Origin of the sequence: Aeromonas sp. HMWF014 (genome assembly GCF_963878295.1) — a bacterium.
In the GTDB taxonomy this organism is placed as follows: Bacteria; Pseudomonadota; Gammaproteobacteria; order Enterobacterales; family Aeromonadaceae; genus Aeromonas; species Aeromonas popoffii.
Window position 1 is genome coordinate 1 of record NZ_CAWNYS010000412.1, and the last position, 6,080, is coordinate 6,080.

9 protein-coding genes and 2 pseudogenes are annotated in these 6,080 nt (G+C 59.1%); 6 read left to right on the forward strand and 5 right to left on the reverse strand.

The features are described 5' to 3' along the window. Positions 1 to 117 (reverse strand): helix-turn-helix domain-containing protein (locus AAC083_RS16475; protein ID WP_146181702.1); only part of this gene is annotated, 117 nt, incomplete at its 3' end. Positions 118 to 310: 193 nt separating this feature from the next. On the opposite strand from AAC083_RS16475, the gene AAC083_RS16480 reads away from it, so the two are divergent. From AAC083_RS16480 to AAC083_RS16500, 5 genes and pseudogenes are all read left to right on the forward strand, one after another. Then, complete coding sequence (locus AAC083_RS16480; protein WP_108537176.1) at positions 311 to 697, forward strand: DUF6404 family protein; 387 nt, start codon at positions 311 to 313, stop codon at positions 695 to 697. Then, positions 694 to 852 carry a hypothetical protein gene (locus tag AAC083_RS16485; RefSeq protein WP_181364786.1) on the forward strand — a complete coding sequence of 53 codons (159 nt, stop codon included), beginning with the start codon at positions 694 to 696 and terminating at the stop codon, positions 850 to 852. The genes AAC083_RS16480 and AAC083_RS16485 overlap by 4 nt, the downstream gene beginning before the upstream one ends. Before the next feature lie 107 nt (positions 853 to 959). After that, entirely contained in the window at positions 960 to 1,565 is a 606-nt protein-coding gene (locus AAC083_RS16490; RefSeq protein WP_108537177.1) for a DJ-1/PfpI family protein, read from the forward strand. A 40-nt stretch (positions 1,566 to 1,605) separates the two neighbouring features. After that, positions 1,606 to 1,968, forward strand: a pseudogene (locus tag AAC083_RS16495) (VOC family protein). A 127-nt stretch (positions 1,969 to 2,095) separates the two neighbouring features. Further along, the gene (locus AAC083_RS16500; protein WP_108537178.1) at positions 2,096 to 2,392 is read left to right on the forward strand and encodes a putative quinol monooxygenase; all 297 of its coding nucleotides are present in this window, start codon (positions 2,096 to 2,098) and stop codon (positions 2,390 to 2,392) included. Positions 2,393 to 2,559: 167 nt separating this feature from the next. Here AAC083_RS16500 and AAC083_RS16505 read toward each other — a convergent pair whose 3' ends face one another. From AAC083_RS16505 to AAC083_RS16520, 4 genes and pseudogenes are all read right to left on the reverse strand, one after another. Beyond that, on the reverse strand, positions 2,560 to 2,823 hold the full coding sequence (locus tag AAC083_RS16505; RefSeq protein ID WP_258224729.1) for a hypothetical protein: 264 nt from the start codon (positions 2,821 to 2,823) through the stop codon (positions 2,560 to 2,562). 78 nt (positions 2,824 to 2,901) lie between these two features. Beyond that, entirely contained in the window at positions 2,902 to 3,024 is a 123-nt protein-coding gene (cydX, locus tag AAC083_RS16510; protein ID WP_108537179.1) for a cytochrome bd-I oxidase subunit CydX, read from the reverse strand. Between the two features lie 16 nt (positions 3,025 to 3,040). Then, a pseudogene (gene cydB, locus AAC083_RS16515) lies at positions 3,041 to 4,179 on the reverse strand (cytochrome d ubiquinol oxidase subunit II). Beyond that, positions 4,179 to 5,750 (reverse strand): cytochrome ubiquinol oxidase subunit I, encoded by a 1,572-nt coding sequence (locus AAC083_RS16520; RefSeq protein WP_108537180.1) that lies wholly within the window; start codon positions 5,748 to 5,750, stop codon positions 4,179 to 4,181. Before AAC083_RS16520 ends, cydB begins: the two are co-directional and overlap by 1 nt. Positions 5,751 to 5,872: 122 nt before the next feature. Between AAC083_RS16520 and AAC083_RS16525 the strand changes: the two genes are divergently transcribed. Beyond that, on the forward strand, positions 5,873 to 6,080 hold a 208-nt coding region (locus AAC083_RS16525), incomplete at its 3' end, for a GntR family transcriptional regulator (RefSeq protein WP_146181703.1).

Below are 6,080 nucleotides of genomic sequence, written 5' to 3' on the forward strand. Positions count from 1 at the left end.
CTTGATGCCACGGCTCACCACAGAATTGTCCATCCCCAGGTTCTCCGCCGCTTGGCGAAAACTGCCCGCCTCCACCACCGCCACAAACAGGGTCAGTTCATCAGAATGGGTCTTCATTGCTGTTATCCAGACAAGAGTGATGGACCTTTATAGGTGCAGCCGCGCTGGATTAGCAAGTGAGCTCTGGTGCCACATCTTCGTGTGCACAGATAAATAACGTGATGGCCTGCTCACACTACCCTCGTCCTTTACCGGTACAATGCAGCCAATACGGCATCGTATGACGCCAACCTTAACAAGGATTAATACCATGACATTCGAAGAGCGACTGGCAGCAGCCCATCAGGAGCTGGCCAGCAAAGGGGTATGGCACGCCAACTACAATCCCCCCTTATTCAGGTTGCTGCGCAGGCTGGGTTGCCCAGTCAAACCCCCTCACTATCAGGGCTGGCTAACCAACGTTCTCGGGTTTGGCATCAGCATAGGGCTGTTATGGGGTCTGTTGATGTGGTTTTTCAGCTGGCAACCCATGGGGATCGATCCGCTATTTTCCCTGCGCCAAACAGCCCTATTTGCCGGATTATTCGGTATTTTTATGGCAAGTTGGCTCTGGCTTAGGCGCAAGCAGCTTGTATTGACCCGGTGGGAGCAGCTGGCAGAACATGTCGGTACCCGCAGCACCAAGGATCAGGCATGACCAAACAGTTTTGCCCCTGCTGCGGGGTGGATGCAGAGCACAGAGAGCGGAGAAAGCAGAAGCCCTATCCCCAGACCCACTGCGGCCAGTTCAGGGGGTTTCTCAACGGATTTTTCTCCGGGGTCAGCGGTCATGACATCGCTGGGCTGGAGTGACTGAAAAACCATGGCGAAGAGTTCAAATAGCCTCCGCTAACCATAATGAGAAGAGCGATGACCATCGCTCACTACCGGAAATCCCAGCAAAACGGCAGGAAGATTGGATGCATACCATCGCCATTATTATTTTTGATGACTTTACCGATATCGATTTTTTCTTGATAAAAGACATCCTTGGCAGAACCCGGCACGACTGGGTGGTGAAAGTTCTGGGTACAAAGCCAAGCCACCATTCCGTACTGGGTAACTCAGTCACTACCGATGGCCATCTTCTGGCGGCTAATGATGCCGATGCCATCATTTTCTGTAGCGGGCAAAAAGGCATTCCGACAGTACTGGCCGACCCGCAATTTATGTCCTCGTTCAAACTGGATCCTGAAAAACAGTTGATTGGTTCTATCTGTGCAGGATCCTTTATCTTGGCGAAACTGGGTCTGCTCGATGGCAAGCAAGCCACGACTCATCCAGATGCCAAGCCAGCCCTGCTCACCATGGGGGTGAATGTGCAAGATAAACCGCTGGTGGTCGAGGGCAATATCGCCACCGCAGGAGGGTGCCTATCATCGCTCTATCTGACCGGCTGGTTGGCTGAAAGGCTCTGCAATGCCGCCAAACGTCGCGAGATTCACCGGCAACTCCTGCCAGCTGGACAAGCGGATATCTATGAAGAGCTGATCCAGTCATCAATCGCTGCGGCCGGTCGCGGCTAAATCATGATGTTGTGCAGCGATGCTAACGGAGATAACCCATATGAAAGCCCATGAAAAACTGCACTATGTGGAGTTTGCAGCGCGGGATCTTACGGCCACCAAGGCCTTCTTTCAGGGCGTATTTGGCTGACTGTTTGTCGATTACGGCCCCGACTACTGCGCCTTTGCCGATGGTGGGCTGGCTGGCGGTTTCTATCGAGCCGAACAGTGCAACCAGACACCTCAGGGCGGCGCTCTGCTGGTGTTCTACAGCACGGATATTGAGACGACCCAAACCAAGGTAGCCACTATGGGTGGTACCATAGTACGACCGCTGTTCGACTTTCCCGGCCGCCGCCGTTTCCACTTTACCGAACCCGGCGGCAATGAATTTGTCGTCTGGTCGGAACCGGTCCGCGTCTGATGGCACGGGGCGGCAAAGCTTCCGCCCCTTCATTGGCTCTCCCCTCAATACTGTTTTGCGACCAGCTCCCTGTTTTCAGCAAGTAGCGACAGGCATACTGACCTTTTTTTTTGCCAAGGAGGTTCAGATGTCATCACCCGTGATTGTGATTGCCCAGCTTGAAGCCAAACCCGAATATGCCGATCTGTTTCGCGCCGCCCTTGAGCCGCTGATGGCGGCCACCCGGCAAGAGGCAGGTTGCCAGCGTTATCAGCTGCATCAGGATCGGGACAATCCCCACAGTTGGATGCTGCACGAGCAGTGGGAGAGCGGATCCGCCCTCACCGCCCACCAGCAGCAGCCCCACTTCATCGACTTTATCGCCAGGGCCGAGCCTTGGCTTGCCAGCAGCAATATTCGCGGCTATCAACCGCTGGATGCCTGATCTGCCCTTGTATCACTTGCCGCCGTGCAGCCCTGCATGGCGCAAGCTTGTCCCCACTCTTGAACAACACCTCCCTATCTCTTTGCCACATAAAAACAAGCGGCCCATGCCGTAATGAAGGTCAGTTAAGAACATGTGAGCCCCCAACTGCGAGGTATAAGGGCCGCTCATCTCTTTTCACGCCCTGTTTTTTTTGCCTGTTGTGCAAGTCGGCCAGATGAGCGGTGTGAAAGTGGGTGATGCCGATAACATCGACCTGATGCGCGTTTGGCCCCCGCCTGACCAAAGCGCAGGTAGACGCCGCCACTGCCGGGCACCCGCTGGGTAGAGGCTTTGTCCTGCGGGGTCAGTTGTACGGGTTCGGCATTCGCTTGGGCGGCGGTGAGCGCGCAGCCGATGGCCAGCGCCACCGTTTTCAAGGTCTGTTGCATCACCATTAGCTGTCGGTTGTATGACAACAGAAGTTGGCTGGGGCTATGCACCTGGGCGCATTCCCCAGCCGACGGGGGTCAGCGGTGGGGCGGATTGTCGTCCCGTTCATCGGCTTCCCAGCGCGCTTCCAGCCAGAGCAGGTTGCACAGGCCAAGCAGCAGGGCGAAACCCAGGCCCAAAATCCAGGTGAAATACCACATAAAGGCTCCCTTGAGGTCAGTAGAGTTGATGGCTGTCGCGCTTGATGCGGGCGCGGTCGAGCTTGCCGCACACCACCCGGTAGACCCAGCCGGTGTAGCCGAGGTTGATGGGCATCAGCACCAGCACATCCCGAACATGATGGCCAGGGTCTTGTAGCTGGAGGTGCCATCCCACAGGGTCAGGCTGCTGGCCGCATCGAGGGATGAGGGCAGCACAAAGGGAAACAGGGCGATGGCCACCGAGCAAAGCATGGCGGCGCAAGCCAGCCCGCTGGCCAGCAGCGCAATCCGTCCCTGCTCCAGCCAGGCGGCGATGCCGCTTGCCAGCGGTGCCAGTGCCCCGACAAGCGGCACCAGCCACAGCAGCGGGTAGTCGACGTAGTTGCCAAGCCAGCCGCTGGCCTGGGGGATCACCCCCTTCATCAGCGGGCTGATGGCGGCATTGGGATCAAAGGGCTGGCCCGCCAGGCCAGTCAGCTGATAGCCGGGCAAGTCGAGCAGATGCCAGCCGGCCAGCAGGTAGCAGAGGGTCACCAGCGGGGCCAGCAGGATGGCGAGACCACGGGCACGCAGCGCAGGGGTCCCCTCCACCTTGGCTTGCAGGAAACTGGCGCCGTGCAGCAGCAACAGAGTGATGGCGGTGGCGAGCACCGAGAGCAGCCAGCCCCAGTGGACATTGAACGCGCCGTAGTGCAGCCGCAGTGCGCTGTCGAAGCGAAACGGCAGCCCCTGCATCACCAGCGCGATGGCGGCGGCGAGCACCAGGGTCGGCACCAGGCCACCGGCCACCAGGGCTCTGTCCCACCAGCGGCGCCACACAGGGTCAGCCAACTTGCTGCGATAGTCAAAGCCGACCGGACGCAAGAAGAGGCCGAACAGCAGGAACATGAAGGGCACATAGAGCGCGGAGAAGGCGGCGGCATAGACCAGCGGCCAGGCGGCGAACAGGACACCAGCCCCGGCAATCAGCCACACCTGATTGCCCTCCCATACCGGCCCTACACTGTTGATCACCAGTCGCCGGTCTTCATCATCCTTCGAGACCACCGGCAGCAGCATGGCGATGCCCAGATCGAAGCCATCCATCACGATAAAGCCGACCATCATGAAGAGCACCAGCCCCCACCAGATGAGTTTCAGGGTTGCGTAATCCATCAGGCGATCCTCATAAATTCGGGTTGTTCACCAGCGTAACGGCCGGTATGGAGTATGGCGGGCCCCTTGCGGATCACATGGCACAGCAGGAACAGCTCCACCACCAGCAACAGGGTGTAGATAGAACAGATGGCGATCAGGCTGAACCAGAGCTGGCCCGGTTGCAGCAAAGAGACCGAGGCCGACACCGGCAGCACGTCGCTGATGGTCCAGGGCTGACGACCGAACTCGGCCACCAGCCAGCCCGCTTCGATGGCTATCCAGGGCAACGGAGTGCTCCAGATCAATGTCTTGAGCAGGCGTGGCGAGCTCTGCAGGCGGTTGCGGCAGAGCTGGACAAAGCTCACCACGAACAGCCCCAGCATCAGCATCGCCAGCCCGACCATGATGCGAAAACCCCAGAACAGTGGCGCAACGTGCGGCACTGAGTCCTCCACCGCCCTGGCGATCTCCGCCTCACCGGCCTTGGCGATATTGCTGGCATAGGGGGTGAGCAGCAGCCCGTAACCGAGATCCTTGCCGTGCCGCTCGAACAGCGCACGGTTCTCGGCCGAATCGTCGCCCGCACGGATCTGCTCGAGTGCCCCGGCCGCCAGCATGCCGCTGCGGATGCGCGCCTCGTGCTGCACCTTGAGATCCTTGATGCCGGTCACCGTCTCCTCGAGGGAGCGGGTGGCGATGATCCCCATCAGATACGGGATCTTGATGGCGGCATGAGTGGTCTCGGCGTCCTGATCCGGGAAGCCGAACAGGGTGAATGACGCAGGCGCAGGTTCTGTCTCCCACTCCGCCTCGATGGCGGCGAGTTTGACCTTCTGCACCTCGCCGGTGCGGTAGCCCGACTCATCCCCCAGCACGATGACGGAGAGGATGGCCGCCAGCCCGAAGCCGGAGGCAATGGCGAAGGATCGCAGGGCAAAGCGTACCTCCATGCGGCGCAGCAGATACCAGCTGCTCACCCCCATCACGAACAGGGAGGCCGCCACGTAGCCCGCCGCCACCGTGTGGACGAACTTCACCTGAGCCACCGGGTTGAGCAGCACGGCGGCAATATCCACCAGCTCCATGCGCTGGGTCACCAGGTTGAACTCGGCGCCGACCGGGTTCTGCATCCAGCCGTTGCCGATCAGGATCCAGAGCGCGGAGAGGTTGGAGCCGAGCGCCACCAGCATGGTCACCAGCAGGTGCTGACCGCGGGAGAGCTTGTCCCAGCCGAAGAAGAAGAGACCCACCAGCGTCGATTCGAGGAAGAAGGCCATCAGCCCCTCGATGGCCAGCGGGGTACCGAAGATGTCCCCCACATACTGGGAGTAATAGGCCCAATTGGTGCCGAATTGGAACTCCAGGGTAATGCCTGTGGTCACCCCCATGACGAAGTTGATGCCAAACAGCTTGCCCCAGAAACGGGTGATGTCCTGATAGATCACCTTGCCGGTCATCACATAGGCCGACTCTGCGATCACCAGGATCCAGGACAGCCCCAGCGTAAGGGGCACAAACAGGAAGTGGAACATGGCCGTGGCGCCAAATTGCAGGCGCGACAAGCTGACCACGTCATCCGGATTGATCATGCGTCACTCTCTTTTGTTGTATTTGTCTTGCACGTTTTGTGCGAGACAAGTACACCACGGAGCATGACACCTATAACAGATGCAGTTATAGTCAATTACACCTATAACAGTTGTGTCATCCCATGTCCCTCTACCGCCAGCTGGCCGACCGTTTGCAACACCAGATAAATACCGGTATCTGGCAACCGGGAGAGCGCATCCCCTCCATTCGCCAGAGCTGCAAGACCCACGGTCTCAGCCCCATGACGGTGCTGCAGGCCTATCAGTTGCTGGAGAGCCAGGGGCGGATCCTCGCCCGCCCCCAGTCCGGCTACTACGTCAAAGCCGCCC